The organism is Nocardia grenadensis, assembly GCF_050942415.1.
GTDB classification, from domain to species: domain Bacteria; phylum Actinomycetota; class Actinomycetes; order Mycobacteriales; family Mycobacteriaceae; genus Nocardia; species Nocardia grenadensis.
Map to the genome: position 1 here is coordinate 6,086,190 of NZ_CP192054.1, position 22,647 is coordinate 6,108,836.

Sequence of the window (22,647 nt, forward strand, 5' to 3'; positions counted from 1 at the left end):
TGCAGCACTGAAGTGTTGCGCGTCGAATCGTAGGAGACACGACCATGCCGGCAATCGTCCTCATCGGAGCCCAGTGGGGTGACGAGGGCAAGGGCAAAGCCACCGATCTACTCGGGGGCCGCGTGCAGTGGGTAGTGCGGTACCAGGGCGGTAACAATGCCGGCCATACCGTGGTGCTACCCAACGGCGACAACTTCGCGTTACACCTCATTCCGTCCGGCATCCTGACCCCCGGGGTCAAGAACGTCATCGGCAACGGTGTGGTCGTCGACCCCGGCGTATTGCTCGACGAACTGGCCGGGCTGGAGGATCGCGATGTCGACACCTCGGGTCTGTTGCTCTCCGCCGACGCGCATCTGATCATGCCGTACCACGTGGCCATCGATAAGGTCACCGAACGGTTCCTCGGCAACAACAAGATCGGCACCACCGGTCGCGGTATCGGCCCCTGCTACCAGGACAAGGTCGCACGAGTCGGGGTCCGGGTCGCCGACGTACTGGACGAGAAGATCCTCACCCAGAAGGTCGAGGCCGCGCTCGAGTTCAAGAACCAGGTGCTGGTCAAGATCTACAACCGGCGCGCCCTGGATCCCCAGCAGGTGGTCGAGGAGGTGCTCGGCCAGGCCGAGCGCTTCGCGCATCGCATCAGCGATACCCGGCTGGAACTGAACCTGGCCCTCGAACGCGGCGAAACCGTGCTGCTGGAGGGGTCGCAGGGCACCCTGCTGGACGTGGACCACGGCACGTATCCCTACGTCACCTCGTCCAACCCGACCGCCGGCGGTGCCGCGGTGGGCGCGGGCATCGGACCCAACCAGATCGGTACGGTGCTGGGCATCCTGAAGTGCTACACCACCCGGGTCGGCTCCGGCCCGTTCCCGACCGAACTGTTCGACGAATCGGGCACATACCTGGCCAAGACCGGCGGCGAGGTCGGCGTCACCACCGGCCGGGCGCGCCGCTGCGGCTGGTTCGACGCGGTTATCGCCCGCTACGCGACCCGGGTCAACGGCATCACCGACTACTTCCTCACCAAACTCGACGTGCTGTCGAGCCTGGAGCGGGTGCCGATCTGTGTGGCCTACGAGGTGGACGGCGAACGGGTCGAGCAGATGCCGACCACCCAGACCGGCTTCCATCACGCCAAGCCGATCCTCGAGGAGATGCCCGGGTGGTGGGAGGACATCTCCGGCGCGCGGACCTTCGAGGAGCTGCCCGCCAACGCGCAGGCCTATGTGCGGCGGCTGGAGGAGCTCTCGGGCGCCCGGATCTCCTGTATCGGGGTCGGACCGGGCCGCGAGCAGACCATCGTCCGCCACGACGTCCTGGGCTGAGGTTTCAGCGGACGGCCTGGAAGGCCAGCACGGTATTGCCGATCCGGATCGCGTCGCCGTCGACCAGCAGCGCGGAATCGATCGGCTGCTCGTTGACGAACACCCCGTTGGCCGAGCCGAGGTCCTCGATCAGCAGGCCGGCCCGGCCCAGTTTGATCTGGGCGTGGTACCGGCTGGCCTTCGGATCGTCGAGAATCAGATCGTTGTCGGTCATCCGGCCGATCCGGAAACCGCCGTGGACGACCGGCACCGTCCGCCCGTCGGGTAACCGCAGCCGACCGCTGCGCACGGTGCGCGGCACCTCGGTGACCGTATCGGTCATCGCCGCGGCCATCCGCTCGACGCTCTTCATCTCGATGGTGCTCAGCGGTTCCTGTCGCAGTACTCGCCGTTCCAGCTCCATCAGCGCGGGCCCGGGGTCGATACCGAGTTCTTCGGCCAGCACCGCCCGCACCCGCCGGCACGCCTCCAGCGCGTCGGCATGGCGCTCGGACAGGTAGAGCGCGGTGATGAGCTGGCCCCACAGCGGTTCCCGCAGCGGGTGCTCGTTGGTGAGTGCGACCAGTTCGCCTATCACGGCGGTCGCCCGGCCGCAGGTGATCTCCGCGTCGAACCGTGCCGATACCGCCAGCAGCCGCTCCTCCTCCATGGCGGTGGCGAAACTGTCGGCGAAACCGAGACCGGCGAGGTCGGACAACGCCCGGCCGTTCCATTCGCGCAGGGCGGTGGCGAACAGCCGGGACGCCGAGTCGTGATCGCCGACCCCCGATGCCCGGATGCCCGCGTCCCGGGCGGCTTCGAACCGGCCCAGGTCGCAGGCATCGTCGGCGATCTCGAGCCGATAACCCGAGGACTCCGTGCGCAGGACGCCCGCCGGGTCGACACCGGAATTGCGCAGCGCCTTGCGGATATTCGAGACGAACACCTGCAGGCTGGCCGCGTAGGCATCCGGCGGCTCCTCGTTCCAGACCATATCGGCCAGGGTGGAGGAGGACACGGCCCGGCGCCGGTTCACCGCGAGTGCGGCCAGCAGCGCCCGGGGTTTCGGCCCGCCGACCGGCACCGGCTCACCGCCGACCAGTAGACGCACGGGCCCCAGCACGCGGAGGTCGAGTGTCATCCGGCTACGGTCGGTGCGCAGAGATCAGGCACTGATGGAACGCCCGGCGGACCGCAGATCGTTGCACGCCTGCACCACCCGCTGGGCCATCGACAGCTCCGCCTTCTTCAGGTAGCTGCGCGGGTCGTAGGTCTTCTTGTTGCCGACCTCGCCGTCGATCTTCAGCACACCGTCGTAGTTGCTGAACATATGCGCGGCCACCGGCCGGGTGAACGCGTACTGGGTGTCGGTGTCGACGTTCATCTTCACGACGCCGTAGCGCAGCGAATCGTCGATCTCCGACTTCAGCGATCCCGAACCGCCGTGGAACACGAAATCGAACGGCTGGGCGTCATTGGCCAGACCCAGCTTGGCCGCGGCCACCCGCTGCCCCTCGGCCAGCACCTCGGGCTTGAGCACCACATTGCCCGGCTTGTACACGCCGTGCACATTGCCGAAGGTGGCGGCGAGCAGGTACTTGCCCTTCTCACCGGCGCCGAGCGCGTCGATGGTCTTCTCGAAATCGGCGGGCGAGGTGTAGAGCTTCTCGTTGATCTCGGCCTCGACACCGTCCTCTTCACCGCCGACGACACCGATCTCGACCTCGAGGATGATCTTCGCGGCGGCCGCTGCGGACAGCAGCTCCTGCGCGATGGACAGATTCTCGTCGATCGGCACGGCCGAACCGTCCCACATATGCGACTGGAACAGCGGGTTCTGCCCGGCGTCCACCCGCTCCTGCGAGATGGCCAGCAGCGGCCGGACGAACCCGTCCAGCTTGTCCTTGGGGCAGTGGTCGGTGTGCAGCGCGATGGTGACGTCGTATTTCGCGGCCACCACATGGGCGAATTCGGCCAACGCGACCGCACCGGTGACCATATCCTTCACCCCTTGGCCGGAACCGAATTCCGCGCCACCGGTGGAGAACTGGATGATCCCGTCACTACCCGCCTCGGCGAAGCCCTTGATCGCCGCATTGATCGTCTCCGACGATGTGCAGTTGATGGCCGGGAAGGCAAAAGAGTTCGCCTTGGCCTGACCGAGCATCTCGGCGTAGACCTCCGGAGTCGCGATCGGCACTGTGAAGACCTCCGTGTTGTGCGGCAGACGTGGGATTGTCTGTTTCTGCACATACCCTAAGGCAGGCAGGTTTCATCCGGTATAAGGGGATTGATTGCGCTGCCGCACCCTACAGCCGTCGATGTAACCGGTACTGTGGGCCGGGTGATTGCGCTGGCAGCTACCGACGCGGTGACGAGCAATCTGGCTCTGACCGAACTGCTCGACCCGATGCACCTGTTGACCGAGACCTGGCTGAAGAACGCGGTGCTACCGGCCATTCTGGTGATCGTCTTCATCGAGACCGGCCTGCTGTTCCCACTGCTCCCCGGTGATTCGCTGCTGTTCACGGGTGGTCTGCTGGCCGCGCAACCCAATCCGCCGGTATCCATCTGGGTATTGGTTCCGGCCGTCGTCTTCATCGCTTTCGCCGGTGATCAGTGCGGGTATTGGATCGGCCGGGCCATCGGTCCCGCGCTGTTCAACAAAGAGGACACCCGCTTCTTCAAGAAGAGCTATGTCACCGAAACGCACGAATTCTTCGAGAAGCACGGCCCCAAAACGATCATCTTGGCCCGTTTCGTCCCGATCGTTCGGACTTTTATGCCGGTGCTGGCCGGGGTCTCCAAGATGAGCTACCAGCGCTATGTCGCCTTCGATATCGTCGGCGCCGTCGCCTGGGGCGGTGGGGTGACCGTGCTCGGGTACTTCCTCGGCAATGTCGCCTTCATCCGCGACCATGTCGAGGCCATTTTCCTGCTCATCGTGTTCATCTCGATCCTGCCGGGCATCAGCGCGGTCGCCAAGAAGCTGGCCGGCCGCAAAGCGGACAAAACCATCGCGAACGGCACCCTGGTCTCGACCGCGGAGCTTCCGGCCATGGATATGCCCGACCAGTTCGACAACACCATGCCCCTGCCGGTGGTGCAGCACGCCGGACCGGTCGGCGCGAACGATTCTCCCGTTCGGTAAGTGGTGAGCGTCCAGGCCGTGCCCCATGCGATGGGCAGCTTCGAACCCCTGATCTCCGCAGGACCGGCACTCGTCTGGACCGTGGTCCTGACCTTCGTCTTCCTGGAATGCGCGTTTATTCTCGGACTGTTCCTGCCCGGCGATTCGATGCTGCTGACCGCGGGCATCGTGATGGCCTCACACGCCACCGGCGAAACCCAGGTCTGGCTGCTCGCGATAGGCGCGATGGTCGCCGCGATCGCCGGCAACCAGGTCGGCTACATGGTCGGGCGAAGAACCGGCCACCGGCTCGTCGCCCGCAAGAACGGGCGCTACATCAACACCCGCAACCTGTCCCGGGTCGCCGAACTATTACAGCGGCACGGTTTCGTAGCGGTCCTGATCGCGCGGTGGATCCCCTGGGTGCGCACCCTGTGCCCGATGGTGGCCGGCGCGGCCGGCATGGACCATCGCCGCTACACGGTGGCCAGTACCATCGGCGCCATCATCTGGGCCCCGGTCCTGCTGCTCATGGGGTACTACGCCGGTGGTTTCATCCAGCGGATCTCCTGGCTCATGCCCATCGTGATCGGTTCGCTGGTGGTGTGCCTGATCGTCGGCACCGTCATCGGTATCAGGCAGTACCGGCAGGAGATGTCCCAGCCGATCGAGGACTTCGAACTGGATCCCGCGTCCGCCGACGCCGACACGATGCCGCTGCCCGGCATCGGAGGGGCGGGCCACCACCCGGGCCGCGGTCACGACCGGCGCGAACTACAGACCGGCCGCGGTGACCATATGGGCGGCTTCCATGAGCATCCATCCCGACAGCTGTACCGATAGATCCCGTTCGGGGACCCGGGAGGAGCTGACCGCCCCGTTGGCGGTGAGCCCGCCGGCGCCGCGGCCACCGCTGGGCAGCTGAGCGGATACCGTCCAGTCGTGGCCGAAGAGGGGTTCGCCCTCCACGTCGAGCCGGTTCTCCCACGCCGCGGCCGCCGATTCCTTCACGATGCGCGCGGCCACCCGCCGATCGGCGAGTTGTTCGTGTTCGTTGCCGGGCAGCATCAGCGCAACCTGGGCGAGATAGCGCACGAGAATGCCGTTGAACAGCCCGCCGTCGCCACCGGTGCCGCCGCGCACCACACAGTCGACGGTGAGATGCTCTTCCACGGCGTCCAGGAGGCGGTGCACCCGGTCGAGATGCGCGGGATCCCCCGTGTGTACCGCGAGCTCGGTTTCCAGGCCGAGCACGACGCCCTGGCAGTAGGTGTAGACCGGGCGTTCCAGCTCCCGAGCGGGCAGGTGGATACCGTCGAAGATCAGGCCGGTCTCCGGATCACGCAGCGTCGCATCGATCCAGCCCGCTATTTCCGCTGCCCGCTCGTAGCGGCCGAGCCGGGCCAGCGCGATACCGGCGGGACCATTGGCCGGGGCGTTGTAGAAATCCGCCCCCACCCGCCAGGGGATACCGCCGCCCACCGCGGGGTTCCACGCCGTGTACAACTTCTGTTCCAGCGGGCCGAGGGCGCCGACGGCCTCCGCGTTGTCGTGGATTCGGGCCGCGCGTTCCAGGGCGATGGCCAGCCAGGCCATATCGTCGTAGTAGCGGTTGGTCCACCCGGAGATATTGCGCAACCGGTGCGACCGGACCAGGGTCGCCACCCGTTTGCGGCGTTCGATGGTCGGCGCCCGGTTGGCGGCGTCGACGGCGCAGTCGATGAGATGGGCCTGCCACCAGTAGTGCCAGGTGAGAAGGAATCGCTCACAGCGGATCGACGGCCAGCCCACCACCCCGAGCGCGGTGCCCGGCAGCAGCCATACCGGCCGCAGATGACGGGAGAGGATCGCGGCCTCGGCGCGGTCGGCCCGCTCGGACCAGTGTGTCGCGGAGTCGCCCGGCGGCCTGCGCTGTTGCCCGGCCGAGCGCCGGGGAACGTCGAGATCGTCGCTGGGCGGGGTCATGAAACCCATATTGCCAGGCGAATCGGCTTTTCCGCCGCTCAATTGTTACCGACTCGACGCGCAACTGTTCGACTCCGCCCGGATTCGGTCCGGACCTCGTGGAATTACTGCCGAACAACGCGCGGAACGGGTCACCGGATGCCGTAAACCCGGGTTTACGCCCGGGCGTGTCGCGCGGGCCGCGGCGGGCCGCGGCGCGGCGAGTGGACGAGCCGCTCGCAGAACCAACGGGCGCGCAACGGGTTTCGGCCGGGCCGGACCGAACCGGACGATGCCGTTCCGCCCGCACTACGATTCATGCCGTGACCAACCCAGCGCTAGGGGCCGATCCGGGCCTCGCCACAGCGCGTACCCCGGACCCGGAGCCGGCGGCGCGACAGGAATCCGACGATCCCGACCCGGATCCCGAACCCGGGCCCGGTCCGACCGAATGGGGTGAGAACCCGAACGGGGTCGGGCCGTGGACGGCCGAGCACGACGGTCCACCGCCGGATGACGACCGGCTCGACCCGGTCCTGCTCGCCGAAGGCGACCGCCGCAATGTCGTCGACGCGTACCGCTACTGGACCCGGGAAGCGATCGTGGCCGATATCGATCGCCGCCGCCACCCGTTCCATATCGCCATCGAGAACTTCGGACACGACGCGAACATCGGCACGGTCGTGCGCACCGCCAACGCCTTCGCCGCCGGCGCGGTGCATATCGTCGGCCGCCGCCGCTGGAACCGGCGCGGCGCCATGGTCACCGACCGCTACCAGCACATAACCCATCACGCGGATATCGAGGCCCTGCTCCAATTCGCCCGGTCCGAAGATCTGAGCGTGGTCGCGGTGGACAATGTCCCGGGCTCGGTACCGCTGGAGACCGTCCGGCTGCCGCGGCGCTGCCTGCTGCTGTTCGGGCAGGAGGGACCGGGAGTCACCGAAAGCGCCCGGGACGCCGCGGTGCTCACGGTATCCATCGCCCAGTTCGGTTCCACCCGCAGTATCAACGCGGGAGTGGCGGCGGGTATCGCCATGCACGCCTGGATCCGCCAGCACGCCGACCTCACCGCCGCCTGGTAACCGCGCGTGCGGTCGGCCGTCCGGGCGCTAGCCCGAACTCGACCCGATCAGCACGACCATCAAGACGATGTAGGCGATGACCGCGAGCACTCCCAGGATCAGCAGCACCGAGCCGATGATGCCCAGGATGTAACCCACCATCACATTGCTGCGGCCGCCCACGGTGCCGCCGGAGGCGTCGATCTCGTTGAGCGTCCGGCGTCCCATCACCCACGCGAACGGGGCGCAGACCTGGCAGAACATCATCCCGACGATGCCGAGGATCAGCACGGTGGTCGCCTGCGGGTGATCGGGTGGTGGCGGACCGTACGCCGGATAACCGTACGCGGGCGGCGGATAGCTCATGTGTGGATGGTATCGGCGGCGCCTGCGCGCTACCCAGCGGAAATCCCTTCCGGCTCAGCGGGTGGCGAGTGGTGTGCGCTCGTGTGCGGCCGGATCGGCGAGTAGGAACTGGGCGGCGCCGTAAGTCGCCAGGATGACCGCTTCGATCACCCGCCGCGACCGTTCACCGCGCGCGAAGAGCCGCCGCAGCACGATGAGACCGTCCGATACCGTGAACAGCAACGCCCCCGCGCCGAGCCTGCTGCGGGGATCGGCGTTCGGAATGTTCAGGCCCGCCACGTTGTCCGCGTCCGGGGCCAGGGCCGGATCGGAGGCGAGTACGGCCGCGGTACCCAACGTCACGCCGTACGCGCTCAGCGGCGCGGCGAGTGCGGGCGCCTTCGCGCGGAGCAGTGCGGCGGCACCGGCCCAGGCCAGCACCCTCGGTATCGCGACAGCGGCGGACGGCCGTGCACCGTAACGCCACCACAGCGCGGCATACCCGGTCTGCATCACGGCGAAGGAGGACGCGCCGGCGATGAGCCGGCGATCGTCGTCGGGATCGATGAGCAGTACGTCTCCGACGGTCGCGGCACCCAGCGAACTCAGCAGCAGGGTCCGGTCGGCCGGCGCGATATCGGCGCGGCTGGTGGCGATATCGGCCGCGAGCAGCGGCATCATCAGCGGTTTGGCCGCCCACTGCCATCGCGGCCGGCCGGTGAGCGCACCCGCCACGGTCACCGCGGTGGCGGCGAGGAATCCGACCCGCAGCGGGCGCATCTCAGAGACTCGACTCGGCGGGCGCCGGCGGCAGGATGACGACCTGACCCGCGTAGCTGAGCCCGGCGCCGAAACCCAGCAGCAGCGCCAGCTGACCGCCCTTGGCCTTACCGGTGGCCAGCATCTCCTCCATGGCCAGCGGAATCGAGGCCGCGGAGGTATTACCGGTGTTCTCGATATCGCCCGCCATGGGGATATCGTCGGCCAGGCCGAGGTTCTTCTTCATCAACTCGTTGATCCGGGCATTGGCCTGGTGCGGGATGAAAACCTCGATATCGTCCTTGGACACCCCGGCCACATCGAGCGCGGTGGACAGTGCCCGCGGCAGCGTGACGGCGGCCCACCGGAACACCCGCGGCCCCTCCATTCGCAGTGCCATCCGGCCCACCGGCTCCACCTTGGGATCGGTGCCCTGTAGGTCCTCGGCACGCTGCATGTAATCGATGAAATCGACGTCCTGTTTGATCGCTTCGGCGTTCTCGCCGTCGCTGCCCCAGACCGTCGGGGAGATCCCGTTCTCCTCGCTCGGGCCGATCACCACGGCGCCGGCGCCGTCACCGAAGATGAATGCCGTACCGCGGTCGGTCGGGTCGATGCCGATGGTCATGGTCTCGGCCCCGATGAGCAGCACGTATTCGGCCGAACCGGCGCGGATCATATCGCCGGCGACCCCGAGCCCGTACCCGAAGCCACCGCATCCGGAAGTCAGGTCGAAGGCGGCGATACCGTTCATGCCCAGGTCGCTGGCGACGATCGGGGCACCGTGCGGGGTGAGCATCGGCCAACTGGAGGTGGCCAGAATGAGCGCGCCGATCCGCGAGGGGTCGACACCGCTGTTGCGCAGCGCACGCCGGCCCGCGGCCACCGAGATGGACCGCAGCGACTCGTCGCCGCTGATCCAGCGCCGGTTACGGATACCGCTGCGTTCGAAGATCCATTCGTCCGTGGAATCCAGGACCTGGCACACCTCGTCATTGCTGACCACGCGCGTCGGCCGGTAGGCACCGATGCCGAGCATTGCTACGTTGTCGTGCCCCTTCTTGCCGGCAATGCTCACCACGACTCCACGACCCTTCACTTGCGATACTGTCGGATTCTCAGGCTAACCGAGCGGGACGGACCGGTGCACAGCCGCCGTGATTCGGCAGCGGTGTTCAGTTGAGCTCGAGGTCCCCGAGACTCAGGATGGAGCGGTACTCGAGACCCTCGTCGGCGATGACCCGGTCGGCGCCGGTCTCCCGGTCCACCACGGTGGCCACCCCGACCACTGTCGCGCCCGCGTCGCGCAGCGCGCGCACCGCGGTCAGCGGAGAATTACCGGTGGTCGTCGTGTCCTCGACCACCAGGACCCGCCTACCCACCACATCGGGGCCCTCGATCTGACGTTGCATCCCGTGGGTTTTCGCCGCCTTGCGCACCACGAACGCGTCGATCGGCCGGCCCGGGGCGTGCATCACCGCGAGCGCGACCGGGTCGGCGCCCATGGTGAGGCCGCCGACGGCATCGAAGTCCCAGTCGGCGACGAGGTCGCGCAGCAGTTTGCCGATCAGCGGACCGGCCCGGTGGTGCAGGGTCGCCCGGCGCAGGTCGACGTAGTAGTCGGCCTCCTTACCCGAGGACAGCGTCACCTTGCCGTGCACGACGGCTAAATCGCGCACCAGTCCGGCCAAAACGTCCCGGTCGGTCGTTGCCTGGTCGATCATCGGTGTCCTTCCGCCCACGTAGGCGAGTCACGGCAGTACATGTCCCGGCGCCCGCTGCGGCGCCCTGCGAAGCAGGATACGGGGACGCTCCGCGCGGAGTTGTCGCAGGTCGCGCGGAGTGCGTATCGGGGAAATCTACTGCGGGACCGGACCCTGGTAGGGGCGGAATCCCGGGTGGAACGGACCCCCGGGCCGGGACTGCTCCTGATCGTCGCCGCGGGCCGGTTCCCGGTGCTCCCGCGGGTCGGAGTCGCGGTCGGATTCCGCACGGGCGGGCCGGTCCGCCGGGCGGGAATCGGGGACCACGGCCAGGCTCGGTCGCCGCGGCGGGGCATCGCCGGTATCGGCGTCGCGCCGGTCCGGTTCGTCGATATCCTCGGGATCGTCCTGGCGGTACCGGACATTGGGGGCCGGCCGCCCGTACCGACCGCCTTCGCGGTCGTCGAAATCGTCGTAGTCCTCGTCCCGGTCGTCGTATTCCGCCGAGCGGATCCGGGCACGCGGGCGCCCGCCCCCGGGTTCGGGATCGTCGGAGCGGGGTTCGGTGACCGGCGGCAGCACGTGCAACAGGCCCGACAGCCGCAGGACGGCGTCGATACCGGTCTCCCAGTCCTTGGCCGCGGTGCCGACCGGAAGCATGCCGAGGGTCCAGTTGCCCTCACTCCACAGCATCTGCACCGTATCGGCCAGCGATTCGATGAACGCGACCATCCGCTGGTCGACCGCATGCCGCGCGATCTCGGGATTGGTCGCGAAAACGACGCGGTCGCCGATGGCGCCGAGTAGTTCGAGGTCGGCGTCCTTGGGCGGATTCATCGTCTTGAGCCGCATATCGACATCGATATCCGAGCCGATCTGCCGACGGACCGCGACCAGGGTCGCGGAATCCTCCAGATCCAGCAGCACGAATTTCTCGCCCTTGCGGATACCGGTCACCACGTCCACCGCGGTCAGATACCCGAGCTTGGCCAGCGCACCGCGCCGCCACGTCGAAGCGAGCGCCGGTTCCACCGACACATAGGTGTATCCCTGGGCTTTCGCCCACACCTGCCGCGCGTGACCGGTCCGCTGCCGCTGGCGCCGGTCGAAGTAGAGCAGCACTATCGCACCCGCGAGGGTGATTGCCGCCAGCCCGAACCACATTGCCGTCATCGTCGCCTAGCCTATCGACCCGCCCGGCGTAATGCCGGGCACCCACACTGCGCGCCGCGGATTTCTCATCGCCCGCCTCCTTCGAGGGCGGTGCTGATGATGACATCGGCCTGAATGGATCCGTCCGGACTCTTCTGACCCTGCACGATCACCAGGTCGCCGGTCGGCAGCGCGTCCACGGTGGCCCCGGCCAGCGATATCACCTGAGTGGACGGGCTGGTGTGCACCGTCACCTCGGCTCCGGTGAGTGTACTGATCGTGAGCGTCCCTCCGGAATTCGCGCTGATGGTGCCCATAGTGGTACCACCGGCTTCGGGATCGCCGGTCTCCGGCATATCCGGCAGGCCGGGCAGGCTGGGAAGCGCGGGACCCGAATCGCCCGGATCGGCCGGTAGTCCACGGCTCGTCGGACGACTACTGGTCGTGGTGTCGCTCGCCGTGGTGCCGGAGTCACCGCCGAAGAGCATCCCGGCGGCGATACCGGCGAGCCCGATCAACGCGATGACCGCGAGCGCGATACCGACCCACATCCCGGTCCGCTTCGGCGGCGGCGGTTCGGGCGGCATCTGTCCCGGCGGTACCTGGCCCGGCGGACCGTACCCACCCCACTGGTTCTGGTAGGGCTCGCCCGGATAGAGCGGCATCTCCCGGGTCGGATTCGGACCCGCCCCCCAGCCACCGTAGGGATCGTTGCCCGGATAGGCCGTGGTCGGCTCCCCGTAACCCACCGGGCCGTAGCCCGCGGATAGCTTCTCGGTGGCCGATTCCCCCGGCTGACCCAGGTGCTGGGTCGGATCGTCGTCCGGCCGCCTCGCCCAGGGATCGTTCGGGTTGGTCATGTCACCCAGACTAGGCGTACCCCCGCCTCCGCTCCGGCCGTGCACGCCGACAAGCCGACTGTCCGCCCACAGCACCCACCGGAGCCGAAACCGGCGTACCTCCGCATCCGCTCCGGCCGAGCACGTCCATATGCCGACGGTCGGTTCACACTCCCCGCAATCAACCTCGGCGTACCTCCGCGTCCGCTCCGGCCGAGCGTGTCGACATGCCCACGGCACCGGCCCCGAACCTCGACCGAACGGTCCCGGGCGAGCGCGGTCGTCCGGGACCGGTGCCGAGATGCGGCGCCGACGACGAGGTCGGCGCCGCATTCGCGGTGAACGTGGCGCGGGGTTATGGACCCGCGGTGACCGCGGCGGGGTCGCGATCGCGCGGCCCGACGACGAGCCCGTCCCCGTCCGGGGTGACGCCCACATCGACCGTGTCACCGTCGGTGACCTTCCCGGCCAGCAGTTCCTTGGCCAGAGTGTCGCCGATGGACTGCTGGATGAGGCGCCGCAGCGGGCGGGCACCGTAGACCGGGTCGTATCCGCGCACCGCCAGCCAGAACCGCGCCGAATCGCTCACCTCGAGGGTCAGCCGCCGTTGCGCGAGCCGCCGCTGCAGCTGATCGAGCTGAATGTCCACGACATGAGCGAGCTGGTCCTCGTCGAGGGCCTGGAACATGACCACATCATCGAGCCGGTTCAGGAACTCCGGTTTGAACGCGGCGCGCACCGCGTTCATCACGAATTCGGCGTCGGCTCCGGCGCCGAGATTGGAGGTGAGGATCAGGATGGTGTTGCGGAAATCCACCGTCCGGCCCTGTCCGTCGGTGAGCCGGCCCTCGTCGAGTACGGCGAGCAGGATGTCGAAGACATCCGGATGCGCCTTCTCGATCTCGTCGAACAGCACCACCGTGTACGGCCGCCGCCGTACCGCCTCGGTGAGCTGCCCGCCCTGGTCGTAGCCGACGTATCCGGGCGGGGCGCCCACCAGGCGGGCGACCGCGTGCTTCTCGCTGTACTCGCTCATATCGATGCGGACCATCGCGCGTTCGTCGTCGAACAGGAAGTCCGCGAGCGCCTTGGCCAGCTCGGTTTTACCGACACCGGTAGGCCCGACGAACAGGAACGAGCCGGTCGGCCGGTTGGGGTCGGCGACTCCGGCCCGCGCCCGCCGCACCGCGTCGGACACCGCGCGCACCGCGTCGTGCTGCCCGACGACGCGACGGCCGAGTTCGGCTTCCATCCGCAGCAGTTTCTCGGTCTCACCCTCCAGCAACCGGCCCACCGGAATACCGGTCCACGCAGAGATCACCTCGGCGATATCGTCCGGCCCGACCTCTTCCTTGAGCATGACCTCGCCGTCGGCCGCCGCGCCGGAGGTCTTCTCGGCCTCGGCGAGTTCCTTCTCCAGCGTCGGGATCCGGCCGTACCGCAGTTCGGCGGCCTTGCCGAGGTCACCGTCGCGTTCGGCGCGCTCGGATTCGCCGCGCAGGTTTTCGAGCTGCTCTTTGAGTACCCGGACCTGGTCGATGGCGGTTTTCTCGTTCTGCCAGCGGGTGGTGAGCTGGTTGAGCTTCTCGCGATCGTCGGCGAGTTCGGCGCGCAGCCGCTCCAGCCGCTGCTTGGACGCCTCGTCGGTCTCCTTCGTCAGCGCCACCTCTTCGATCTCGAGCCGCCGCACCGCGCGTTCGACCTCGTCGATCTCCACCGGCCGGGAATCGATCTCCATCCGCAGCCGCGATGCCGCCTCGTCCACCAGGTCGATCGCCTTGTCGGGCAGGAAGCGGGAGGTGATGTAGCGGTCCGACAGCGCGGCCGCGGACACCAGGGCGGAGTCGGTGATCCGCACACCGTGGTGCACCTCGTAACGCTCCTTGATACCGCGCAGGATGCCGACGGTGTCCTCCACCGAGGGTTCGCCGACCATCACCTGCTGGAAGCGGCGCTCGAGCGCGGCGTCCTTCTCGATGTGCTGCCGGTACTCGTCGAGGGTCGTCGCGCCGACGAGCCGCAGTTCGCCGCGGGCGAGCATCGGCTTGATCATGTTTCCGGCGTCCATCGCGGATTCGCCGGTCGCGCCGGCACCCACGATGGTGTGCAGTTCGTCGATGAAGGTGATGATCTGCCCGGCACTGGATTTGATCTCCTCGAGCACGGCCTTGAGCCGTTCCTCGAATTCGCCGCGGTACTTCGCGCCCGCGACCATCGCGCCCAGGTCGAGCGAGATAACGGTCTTTCCGCGTAGCGATTCCGGGACGTCACCGGCCACGATGCGCTGGGCCAGGCCCTCCACGATCGCGGTTTTGCCGACGCCCGGCTCACCGATGAGCACCGGGTTGTTCTTGGTGCGTCTGGACAGCACCTGCACCACCCGGCGGATCTCGGTATCGCGACCGATCACCGGGTCCAGTTTTCCGGCGCGCGCGGCGTCGGTGAGGTCGGTGGAGTACTTTTCCAGCGCCTGATAGCTGCCTTCCGGGTCCGGGCTGCTCACGCGGGTATTGCCGCGCACCGTGGTGAACGCCTCGCGCAGAGCGGTGGCCGTGGCGCCGTATTTGTCCAGCAGCATGGTCACATCGGAGTCGCCGGAGGCCAGGCCGACCATCACATGTTCGGTGGAGACGTACTCGTCGCCGAGTTCGGTGGCCAGATGCTGGGCCGCGGTGATCGCGGCCAGCGCTTCGCGACCCAGCTGCGGAGTCGCGGTGGCGCCGGTGGCGCGCGGGAGCCGGTCGACGATGTCCTGGGCCTCGCGTCGCACTGTCGCGGGGTCGGTGCCCACCGCTTTCAGCAGGGGCGCGGCGATACCGTCGGTCTGGTCCAGCAGTGCCACCAGCAGATGAGCCGGCCGGATCTCCGGGTTGCCGGCGGAGGAGGCCGCCTGCAATGCGGCGGTCAGCGCGGCCTGGGTCTTGGTGGTGGGATTGAACGAGTCCACGAAGCACCTTCCTGCTAGTCGATATCTCATCCGGCATCCGCACCGATCCCGGTGTCTCGTGCCGTCCTGCCCGATTCAACGTTCGAAAGGTTGAGTCTGTTCCGCTCAACTTTAGTTTTTTCTACGGCTGTACCCGGCCGCCGGGTTGCCAGAAAAGTGCTGGGTCACGGCTCATAACGACGCGTCGTTACCCGCCAACAAGATCGATCAAACCCGGTAACCGTATTTCACACCCACCATCATCTCTTTTTTCGGGGATACTGGTCGGGTGAAGGACCGCCGGTAACGGCTACGTCCCTCCGGGTCGGAATCCAGGGAAAGGAAGCTCCACGCCGTGGATGCGCGTTCGGCAGCGCTGGTCCGCGCCAACTTCCAGTCGGTGCTCGATGCGCCGAGTGGTCCCGAGCGGTTGGTCAGCGCGTTTTACGGTCACCTGTTCGCGGAGAACCCGCGGCTGCGGGAACTGTTCCCGCCCGCCATGGATATGCAGGCGAAGCGGATCGTCACCGCGGTCCAGTACATGCTCGATCACCTCGAGGACTGGGATCGCGCCCAGAAGTTCCTCGAACAGCTGGCTCGCGATCATCGCAAGTACGGCGTCGAGGCCGCACACTACGACCAGGCCGGCCCCGCCCTCTACGCCGCCTTCCAGACCTACAACGGCCCGTACTGGACCAGAGAACTCGCCGAGGGCTGGCGCGATGTGTGCCTGCTCATCTCCGCCGCCATGGCCATCGGGGCCAACTCCGACGATTCACCGCCTTACTGGGAGGCCACCGTCGTCGGGCACCGGCACGTCCTCGAGGACCTCGCCATCGTCCGGTTGCAGTCCGACGACCCGATCCCTTACCTGGCCGGGCAGTACGTCCCCGTCTCCGTTCCGCAGCGGCCACGGATGTGGCGCTACCTCTCCCCCGCCATCCCGTCGAACCCCTACGGCGAGATCGAATTCCATGTCCGCAAGGTCCGCGGCGGCTGGGTGAGCCCCTCCATCGTCAACGAGACCAAGGTCGGCGACCGCTGGCTCATCGGCGGACCGCTCGGCGGCCTGCAGGTCGACCAGGACAGCGGCCGCGATGTACTGATGATCGGTTCGGGCACCGGTGTCGCGCCGCTACGCGCCCAGCTGATCGAGATGGGCCGGCGCGGAATCAACCCTCGCGTGCACTTCTTCATCGGCGGGGTCTACCCCTGCGACCTGTACGACGTGGAGAACATGTGGCAGCTCTCGCAGAGCAACCCGTGGCTCACCATCGTCCCGGTCTGCGAGCACAAGACCAACCCGTGGTGGTACCCGCATCCCACCGAGGACGCGCCCTACGGAATGCACCGGCGCCTGGTCGGCAACCTCGGCGCCGTGGTGGCCAGCTTCGGCGCATGGGAGGATCGGCAGATTCAGATCGCCGGTTCGGCGAAGATGATCGCCGACACCCGGCGCGCGCTGCTCGCGGTCGGCACCCCGGAGGAGATCATCAGTACCGATCCGGTCTGATCGGTATCGACACATCGAGCACCGGGCGGTCTACCGCTCGGCCCGGCCTGTCAGCGGAGTGAGGTATGACGAACGACCCGAGCGCGTCCCCCGCCCATTCGTCCCAGCGGTCGTACTGGCTGGCCGATGTCGTCGAACATCACCGGCTGCGCCACGATATGGCGGTTGTCCGCTTGATCGGCGAGTACATACCATTCCATGCGGGCCAGTCGGTGCAGGTGGAGGTCCCGCAGTTCCCGGGAATGCGCCGCCGGTTCTCCCCCGCGCTGCCGCCGTCGCTGGACGGAAAGCTCGAATTCCACGTGAGAACCGTCGCGGGCGGCTGGTGCAGCGCCGGTATCGTCGCCGACACCGCGGTCGGGGACCGGTGGAAACTGTCCGCGCCCGAGGGACTGTTCACCGTCGACCCCGACGGCGACGAGGTGGTGATGATCGCCGGCGGCACCGGTTTGGCTCCGCTGCGGGCCCAGATCCTGGAACTGGCCCGGCACGAGAACCCGCCCACCACCTATCTGTTCTTCGGCGGCTCCGCCCCGCGCGACCTGTACGCCGCCGATATGCTCGTCCTGCTCGCCGCCGACCTGCCCTGGCTCACCGTGGTGCCGGTGGTGGAACGGCTCGATGATCCGTCCTGGCCCGACAAGTGGTACGAAAGTCACCGAGTGGACATCGGTTTCGACGAGGACGACCTGCTACAGGGCACCCTCGCCGAAGTGGTCGGCTCCTACGGTTCGTTCAACCGGCACCAAGTGCTGGTCTGCGGTTCGCCCGCGATGACCAGGTCCACTGTGGAACGGCTGCTCGACGCCGGTACCCCGGCCGAACGAATCCAGTTCGAAGGAGCCTGACCCGGCGCCGGTCGATCGAGTCGGAGTCGACAATCCAGAGACCGGTGAATTGAGCACTTACCCAGGCCGGTCCAAGCGCACGACAGCATCCACCTCCGGTCTATCCCGGATGGTCTACCTCAATGGTCGGGCCTCCGATTCTGGACCGACGGAGCGAAGGAGCGTAGCGACCGAGCGTGTGCAGTCAACAGTCCAGAGACCGGTGACCATTGAGCACTTACAGTGGCGTGCGCCTCCCCAGGCCGGTCCAAGCGCACGACAGCATCCACCTCCGGTCTATTCCGGATGGTCTATCTCAATGGTCGGGGCCCGCCCCCGATTCTGGACTGACGGAGCGAGGGAGCGCAGCGACTGAGCGGAGGAGGGAAGAATCGGGGTCACAGGGCCCCGACCCGCGCGCCGGAGGCGCGCAAATAAACACAGCCGCAAATCAATACTGCCGCCGGTGACGCGGCTGCCACACCACCAGGGCGGTATTGCGCTGCGGCGGAATCAGTTCCGGCCGATAATCCGGCCGGGTCCGCTCCCGTTCCAGTTCCGCGGTCAGCTCGACCACCCGCTGCTGGAGTTCGGTCACCTGATTGGTGAGCTCGATGATCCGTTTGATGCCGGCGAGATTGACGCCCTCGTCCTGGGAAAGCCGCTGCACCTCGCGCAGCAGCTCCACATCCCGTTCCGAGTAGCGTCGGCCGCCACCCGATGTGCGCTGCGGTGTCACCAGACCCAGCCGGTCGTAGGTACGCAGGGTCTGCGCGTGCATACCGGCCAGCTGGGCGGCCACCGAGATCACGAAATATTCGGTACTCGATTGCCGCCCCTCCCGGGGGCCTACGTGGTTACGCTGCGCTGCCGCCTCCGGGCCCATCGCTCGGGCCGCCGCGCGAGCCGATTCTGCCTCGGGTCCTCGTTTCGGCTCCATCACGCACCTGCCCATCCCGCTCTCGGATCGAAGCCGCTGGCCTTCTCCGCCTCCTGCAACGCGCGCAGCGCGGCAACGGCATCGTCATCCAGCTTCGGCGGCACGGCGACCTTCACGGTGACCAGCAGATCACCGGCTCCGCCACCACGTTTGGGCACTCCGCGGCCCCGCACCCGCAGGATGCGTCCGTCCGCGGTACCCGGTGGCACCTTCACGCCGACCCGGCCCTCCAGAGTGGGCACCGATACGGTCGTACCGAGCACCAATTCACTGTAGCTGACCGGCAGTGCCAGGGTCAGGTCGTCGCCGGCCCGGCCGAAGACCTTGTCCTGGCCGACGTGCACCGTGACGAACAGGTCGCCCGAGGGCGCGCCCCGCAGGCCCGCCTCACCCTGCCCGGCGAGCCGGATCCGTTGCCCGTCCGCGATACCCGGGGGGATGCGGACATTGATGGTGCGGGTGCGGTTCTGGATACCGCTGCCGTGGCAGTCCACGCACGGGTCGTCGATGATCGACCCGGTGCCGCGGCACTCGTCGCACGGTTCACTGAATCCGAACGCGCCCTGATTGCGGCTCACCACACCGCTGCCGTTGCAGATCGGGCACACTCGGGGGCTGGTACCCGGTTTGGCGCCACTGCCATGACAGGTGGTGCACGGCGACGGGCTGGTCAGGTGCAACGGCACCGTCACGCCCTTGGCCGCCTCCCGGAACCCGAGGGTCGTCTCGGCCTCCACATCGGCGCCCCGGCGGGGCCGGCCGCCGCCGCGTGTGGGACCGCCGCCCCGGTTGAACAGGCCGCCGAACAGATCACCGAGCCCACCGTCGGCGCCACCGCCGGCCTGGCCGAAGATATCGCCCAGATCGAAACTCTGGGAGAACCCGCCACCGGCACCCGGGGTGAAACCGCCGCCCCGCCCGTACCCGCCGCCGGAGAACAGCCGCCGGGTTTCGTCGTACTCCGCGCGCTTGGCGGGATCCGACAGGACGGTGTGCGCCTCGCTGACCGCCTTGAACCGTTCCTCGGCCAAGGCATCGCCGGGATTGGCGTCCGGATGCAGATCACGGGCCAGTTTGCGGTAGGCCTTCTTGATCTCTTCGGTGGAGGCGCCGGCGGAGACACCCAGCTCCTTGTAGAAGTCCTTCTCGATCCACTCCCGCTGGCTCACCGGGCATCTCCTCCTCTCGATACTGTTCCGCGGCCCGCGCGGGGCCCTGCGTGGTCGTACTTTCCTACCGCCTCCGGGCCCGTCGCGCGCCGCGTGACGGGAGCGCGGCGCGCGCGGATCACTCCGTGCGCGCGCCGCACCACCCGGTCCGTGGCTTTCGCCGCGGAGTCGTTACTTGTCCGAGCCGGCATCAGCATCCGATGCCTCCGCCCGAGCGGGTTCCGCGCTGTCCGCGGCACCCTGGCCCGCTCCGAGGTCGCCGACACCGTCGGTGACGCCGACCAGCGCGTGCCGCAGCACCCGCTCACCGAAGCGATACCCCTTCCGCATCACCACGCCGATCACCGGATCGTGTCCGGAGCCCTCGTGCTGGACCGCCTCGTGCAGGTTCGGATCGAAAGGCTCGCCCTCGAACCCGAACTCCTCGAGCCCCTGTTTGCGCAGAGCCTCGATCAACTTGTCGGCCACCGAGCGCAGCGGCCCGGATTCCAGGTCGCCGTGCGCCTTGGCCCGGTCCAGGTCGTCGAGGACACCGAGCAGTTCGGTGACCACGGCGGCCTTGGCGGAATCGATCGCGGTCTTGCGATCGCGTTCGACCCGGCGCCGGTAGTTGGTGTACTCGGCCGTCAGCCGCTGCAGATCGGCGGTGCGCTCGGCGAGTTCGTCCGATGCCGGGGCCGCGGCGGGCGCCGCGTCGACGCCGTCACCTTCGAGGCCGGCCTGGGGCGCCTGGGGGGCTACGCCCTCCTCGGTCCCGGCCGAGGAGGCGCCGTCGGCCGCCCCGGCCTGTTCACGGACCTCACCGGTCTCCGGATCGATCTTGCGCTTATCGACGAAGCTGACCGGCTCTTCGGAGTTTCCCTTGTTTCCCGAATTCGTCACTTCTTCTCCGTGTCGACCGGCTCGTCCACGACCTCGGCGTCGACCACCTGGTCGTCGCCGGCGTCCGCACCCGCGGCGCCGTTACCGGAGGCCGCGCTCTCGGAGGCCTGCGCCTCGTAGATCGCCTGACCCAGTGCCTGCGATTCGGTGGCCAGCTTCTCCACCGCGGCCTTCACCGCGGCGGTGTCGGTGCCCTCGAGCGCCTTCTTGGCGTCGTCGATCGCCGCCTCGACCTTGGACTTCACATCCGCCGGAACCTTGTCCTCGTTGTCGGAGATGAACTTCTCGGTCTGGTGTACCAGCGATTCGGCCTGGTTGCGGGTCTCCGCTTCCTCGCGGCGCGCCTTGTCCTCGGCGGCGTGCGCCTCGGCGTCCTTGACCATCCGGTCGATCTCTTCCTTGGACAGGCCGGAGCCGTCCTGGATCTTGATCGTGTTCTCTTTACCGGTGCCCTTGTCCTTCGCGGTCACGTGCACGATGCCGTTGGCGTCGATATCGAAGGTGACCTCGATCTGCGGCACCCCGCGCGGGGCCGGCGGGATACCGGTCAGCTCGAAGGAGCCGAGCAGCTTGTTGTGCGCGGCGATCTCGCGCTCACCCTGGAACACCTGGATCTGCACCGACGGCTGGTTGTCGTTGGCCGTGGTGAAGGTTTCCGAACGCTTGGTCGGGATGGTGGTGTTGCGCTCGATGAGGTTGGTCATCACGCCGCCCTTGGTCTCGATACCCAGCGACAGCGGGGTCACGTCGAGCAGCAGGACATCCTTGACCTCACCCTTGAGCACACCGGCCTGCAGTGCGGCGCCGACTGCGACGACCTCGTCCGGGTTCACGCCCTTGTTGGGTTCTTTGCCACCGGTCAGTTCCTTGACCAGTTCGGAGACCGCGGGCATCCGGGTGGAGCCACCGACGAGCACGACATGGTCGATATCGGAGACCTTGATCCCAGCGTCCTTGACCACGGACTGGAACGGCGCGCGGGTGCGGTCCAGCAGGTCCGAGGTGATCTTCTGGAACTCGGCGCGGGTCAGCTGCTCGTCGAGGAACAGCGGGTTCTTGTCCGCGTCGACGGTGATGTAGGGCAGGTTGATCGAAGTGCTCTGCGAGGAGCTCAGCTCGATCTTGGCCTTCTCGGCGGCCTCGCGCAGCCGCTGCATGGCCATCTTGTCCTTGGTCAGGTCGATGCCCGAGCTGGACTTGAACTTGTCGACCAGCCACTTCACGACCCGCTCGTCCCAGTCGTCACCACCGAGATGGTTGTCACCGGAGGTGGCACGGACCTCGACGACACCTTCGCCGATCTCCAGCAGCGAGACGTCGAAGGTACCGCCACCGAGGTCGAAGACCAGGATGGTCTGTTCCTTGTCGCCCTTGTCCAGGCCGTAGGCCAGGGCGGCGGCGGTGGGTTCGTTGACGATGCGCAGCACATTGAGGCCGGCGATCTGGCCGGCTTCCTTGGTGGCCTGGCGCTGGGCGTCCTCGAAGTAGGCGGGCACGGTGATCACCGCGTCGGTGATCTCCTCGCCCAGGTAGGACTCGGCGTCGCGCTTCAGCTTCATCAGCGTGCGCGCGCTGATCTCCTGCGAGGTGTATTTCTTACCGTCGATCTCCACGGTCCAGTCGGTGCCGATATGCCGTTTCACCGAGCGGATCGTGCGGTCGACGTTGGTCACGGCCTGGTTCTTGGCCGGCTGACCGACCAGCACTTCACCGTTCTTGGCGAACGCGACGACAGAGGGCGTGGTGCGCGAACCCTCGGAGTTGGCGACGACGACCGGCTCACCACCTTCGAGAACGGCGACGACCGAGTTCGTGGTCCCGAGGTCGATTCCGACCGCACGAGCCATTTGTTTCCTCCTCATTTTCGACTGCTTGTGTCTGTCCGGGCACTGTGCCCATTGCGCCGCGGGTCGAGGGACCCACCGCGCGGACCAGCTCCAGGCAGAACATAGAGCACGGCCCCAGCAATACTGAGCGTGGTCGGCTCAATCCTGCCCGGCTTCCGAGAGGCCGTCAAGTCAAACTTGAGCCTATGTCACTCAACATTGTCGATCAGCTCAACCCCCGGCCCCGGCGATCTATTCCCGCCCCCGCAGCACACCGGTGCCCGCCCCATTCTTCCCCGACCCGACACCCTCAAC

General features: G+C 67.6%; 18 protein-coding genes and 2 pseudogenes. 6 read left to right on the forward strand and 14 right to left on the reverse strand.

Going from position 1 to position 22,647, the window contains the following annotated elements:
- Positions 1 to 44 precede the first annotated feature (44 nt).
- A complete protein-coding gene (locus ACQPYS_RS27850) occupies positions 45 to 1,334 on the forward strand; it encodes an adenylosuccinate synthase (protein ID WP_063040753.1) in 1,290 nt (429 codons plus the stop codon).
- Positions 1,335 to 1,338: 4 nt separating this feature from the next.
- Here the strand turns inward: ACQPYS_RS27850 and ACQPYS_RS27855 are convergent, their stop codons facing one another.
- Both ACQPYS_RS27855 and fbaA read right to left on the reverse strand, forming a co-directional pair.
- Positions 1,339 to 2,454: a BTAD domain-containing putative transcriptional regulator gene (locus tag ACQPYS_RS27855; protein WP_433491254.1), complete on the reverse strand. Its 1,116-nt coding sequence runs from the start codon at positions 2,452 to 2,454 to the stop codon at positions 1,339 to 1,341.
- Between the two features lie 24 nt (positions 2,455 to 2,478).
- Entirely contained in the window at positions 2,479 to 3,513 is a 1,035-nt protein-coding gene (fbaA, locus tag ACQPYS_RS27860) for a class II fructose-bisphosphate aldolase (protein WP_063041011.1), read from the reverse strand.
- 210 nt (positions 3,514 to 3,723) lie between these two features.
- Between fbaA and ACQPYS_RS27865 the strand changes: the two are divergent.
- Positions 3,724 to 4,317: pseudogene (locus tag ACQPYS_RS27865) on the forward strand (VTT domain-containing protein); the annotation flags it as partial.
- 177 nt (positions 4,318 to 4,494) lie between these two features.
- Positions 4,495 to 5,130 (forward strand): annotated as a pseudogene (locus ACQPYS_RS27870) (DedA family protein); the annotation flags it as partial.
- A gap of 87 nt (positions 5,131 to 5,217) precedes the next feature.
- Here ACQPYS_RS27870 and ACQPYS_RS27875 read toward each other — a convergent pair.
- Positions 5,218 to 6,408, reverse strand: a complete 1,191-nt coding sequence (locus tag ACQPYS_RS27875) for a glycoside hydrolase family 76 protein (RefSeq protein ID WP_433491255.1) — start codon at positions 6,406 to 6,408, stop codon at positions 5,218 to 5,220.
- Between the two features lie 302 nt (positions 6,409 to 6,710).
- On the opposite strand from ACQPYS_RS27875, the gene ACQPYS_RS27880 reads away from it, so the two are divergent.
- Positions 6,711 to 7,472, forward strand: a complete 762-nt coding sequence (locus tag ACQPYS_RS27880; protein ID WP_063040757.1) for a TrmH family RNA methyltransferase — start codon at positions 6,711 to 6,713, stop codon at positions 7,470 to 7,472.
- A gap of 27 nt (positions 7,473 to 7,499) precedes the next feature.
- Here the strand turns inward: ACQPYS_RS27880 and ACQPYS_RS27885 are convergent, their stop codons facing one another.
- The 7 genes from ACQPYS_RS27885 to clpB all read right to left on the reverse strand — a co-directional run bounded on the left by ACQPYS_RS27885 (position 7,500) and on the right by clpB (position 15,196).
- Positions 7,500 to 7,817: a hypothetical protein gene (locus tag ACQPYS_RS27885; protein ID WP_063040759.1), complete on the reverse strand. Its 318-nt coding sequence runs from the start codon at positions 7,815 to 7,817 to the stop codon at positions 7,500 to 7,502.
- A gap of 54 nt (positions 7,818 to 7,871) precedes the next feature.
- Positions 7,872 to 8,576: a lysoplasmalogenase gene (locus ACQPYS_RS27890; RefSeq protein ID WP_431939252.1), complete on the reverse strand. Its 705-nt coding sequence runs from the start codon at positions 8,574 to 8,576 to the stop codon at positions 7,872 to 7,874.
- Position 8,577: 1 nt separating this feature from the next.
- Complete coding sequence (locus ACQPYS_RS27895; protein ID WP_431939376.1) at positions 8,578 to 9,636, reverse strand: beta-ketoacyl-ACP synthase 3; 1,059 nt, start codon at positions 9,634 to 9,636, stop codon at positions 8,578 to 8,580.
- A gap of 94 nt (positions 9,637 to 9,730) precedes the next feature.
- On the reverse strand, positions 9,731 to 10,279 hold the full coding sequence (pyrE, locus tag ACQPYS_RS27900) for an orotate phosphoribosyltransferase (protein WP_063040765.1): 549 nt from the start codon (positions 10,277 to 10,279) through the stop codon (positions 9,731 to 9,733).
- 135 nt (positions 10,280 to 10,414) lie between these two features.
- Positions 10,415 to 11,431, reverse strand: coding sequence for a hypothetical protein (locus ACQPYS_RS27905; RefSeq protein WP_245664753.1), 1,017 nt, complete (start codon positions 11,429 to 11,431; stop codon positions 10,415 to 10,417).
- 65 nt (positions 11,432 to 11,496) lie between these two features.
- Positions 11,497 to 12,270 (reverse strand): DUF5666 domain-containing protein, encoded by a 774-nt coding sequence (locus tag ACQPYS_RS27910; protein ID WP_063040769.1) that lies wholly within the window; start codon positions 12,268 to 12,270, stop codon positions 11,497 to 11,499.
- Positions 12,271 to 12,604: 334 nt separating this feature from the next.
- Positions 12,605 to 15,196, reverse strand: coding sequence for an ATP-dependent chaperone ClpB (clpB, locus tag ACQPYS_RS27915; RefSeq protein WP_433491256.1), 2,592 nt, complete (start codon positions 15,194 to 15,196; stop codon positions 12,605 to 12,607).
- Positions 15,197 to 15,530: 334 nt separating this feature from the next.
- Here clpB and ACQPYS_RS27920 point away from each other — a divergent pair, with 334 nt between their 5' ends.
- Both ACQPYS_RS27920 and ACQPYS_RS27925 read left to right on the forward strand, forming a co-directional pair.
- Positions 15,531 to 16,688, forward strand: a complete 1,158-nt coding sequence (locus ACQPYS_RS27920) for a globin domain-containing protein (protein ID WP_063040773.1) — start codon at positions 15,531 to 15,533, stop codon at positions 16,686 to 16,688.
- 65 nt (positions 16,689 to 16,753) lie between these two features.
- Positions 16,754 to 17,536, forward strand: a complete 783-nt coding sequence (locus tag ACQPYS_RS27925) for an FAD-binding oxidoreductase (protein WP_063040775.1) — start codon at positions 16,754 to 16,756, stop codon at positions 17,534 to 17,536.
- 430 nt (positions 17,537 to 17,966) lie between these two features.
- On the opposite strand, the gene ACQPYS_RS27930 is transcribed toward ACQPYS_RS27925, so the two are convergent.
- The 4 genes from ACQPYS_RS27930 to dnaK form a co-directional block, all read right to left on the reverse strand.
- Positions 17,967 to 18,401, reverse strand: a complete 435-nt coding sequence (locus ACQPYS_RS27930; protein ID WP_174551748.1) for a heat shock protein transcriptional repressor HspR — start codon at positions 18,399 to 18,401, stop codon at positions 17,967 to 17,969.
- A 53-nt stretch (positions 18,402 to 18,454) separates the two neighbouring features.
- The gene (dnaJ, locus tag ACQPYS_RS27935; RefSeq protein WP_063040779.1) at positions 18,455 to 19,624 is read right to left on the reverse strand and encodes a molecular chaperone DnaJ; all 1,170 of its coding nucleotides are present in this window, start codon (positions 19,622 to 19,624) and stop codon (positions 18,455 to 18,457) included.
- Between the two features lie 171 nt (positions 19,625 to 19,795).
- Complete coding sequence (grpE, locus tag ACQPYS_RS27940) at positions 19,796 to 20,506, reverse strand: nucleotide exchange factor GrpE (RefSeq protein ID WP_063040781.1); 711 nt, start codon at positions 20,504 to 20,506, stop codon at positions 19,796 to 19,798.
- A complete protein-coding gene (gene dnaK, locus ACQPYS_RS27945) occupies positions 20,503 to 22,353 on the reverse strand; it encodes a molecular chaperone DnaK (protein WP_063040783.1) in 1,851 nt (616 codons plus the stop codon). The genes grpE and dnaK overlap by 4 nt, the downstream gene beginning before the upstream one ends.
- Between the last annotated feature and the right edge of the window lie 294 nt (positions 22,354 to 22,647).